1 protein-coding gene and 1 pseudogene are annotated in these 1,007 nt (G+C 54.1%); both read left to right on the top strand.

Annotated elements, in window-relative coordinates:
* A partial coding sequence (locus tag KUO17_RS25755; protein WP_217978377.1) for a transposase domain-containing protein occupies positions 1-174 on the top strand: 174 nt, incomplete at its 5' end.
* Between the two features lie 40 nt (positions 175-214).
* Positions 215-886 (top strand): annotated as a pseudogene (locus KUO17_RS27415) (RHS repeat domain-containing protein); the annotation flags it as partial.
* Between the last annotated feature and the right edge of the window lie 121 nt (positions 887-1,007).

Raw genomic sequence — 1,007 nt, 5'->3', positions numbered from 1 at the left:
AAAGGCGCCACGGCCAGCGCGCAGATCTACAGCTTGGTCGAGACTGCCAAGATCAACGGCCAGGAGCCCTATACGTGGCTGCGCCACGTACTTGAGCGATTACCCCATGCGCAGTCGGTAGCGGACTACGAAGCGCTGCTGCCGTGGAACTGTTCGCCAGAGATGCCACGGTAACCCGCTCTCCAAATGCTGGGTAGGTGGGGTTTATGGATCGCACTCTTTCGATCAGGATCCGCTGTGGCAAACGCACATGGAACCGCAGGCGTTTGATGCGATTGCGTGGTATCAGTGCGATCACCTGGGCACGCCGATGGAACTGACCGACCACAATGGCGAGGTGGCATGGACGGCGCAGTACAAGGCGTGGGGTGAGGTACGAGAGGAGCGCTCGGGTTGGGCGAAGCAGATCGGGCTGAGCAATCCGATCCGGTTTCAGGGGCAGTATCACGATCGTGAGACTGGGCTGCATTACAATCGGTATCGGTACTATGATCCGGGGGTTGGGCGGTTTATTGGGCAGGACCCGATTGCTTACTCTGGTGGTCTGAATTTTTACAAATATGCGCCGAATCCTTTGGGGTGGGTTGATCCGCTGGGGCTGGCCAAGAACAAATACCAAGTCCGTAAACCACCAAGCGACGCACACGATCCAGATGGCTCAAAAGCGCCAGGAAAACCCGGAGATTCCGAAGGATTCTGCGAATGTAAACGGGGGGAGACGTGGGTGGAATTCGATGATGGACGGGGTTCTGGATGGCTCGACAAAGATGAAAATGTATGGGTCCCTACGGGAAAGGGTGCTAGCGCACATGGGGGACCTCACTGGGATCTTCAAATGCCAAATAACGATTATGAAAATGTCTATCCAGGCGGTAAAAGGCGCTAAATGAATGGTCATTAAAATTGCTCTTCCGCGTTTTCTTTCCAACGCTGATGAAGGTCGTTTTTTTTGAGGGCTTTCAATGTATCTCAGCCGTTCAAAAATTTGTAGGGATGCTCCGATCAAC

The sequence above is a fragment of the Pseudomonas aegrilactucae genome (assembly GCF_019168305.1).
Lineage (GTDB): Bacteria > Pseudomonadota > Gammaproteobacteria > Pseudomonadales > Pseudomonadaceae > Aquipseudomonas > Aquipseudomonas aegrilactucae.
This window is presented reverse-complemented; position numbering and strand designations above follow the sequence as displayed.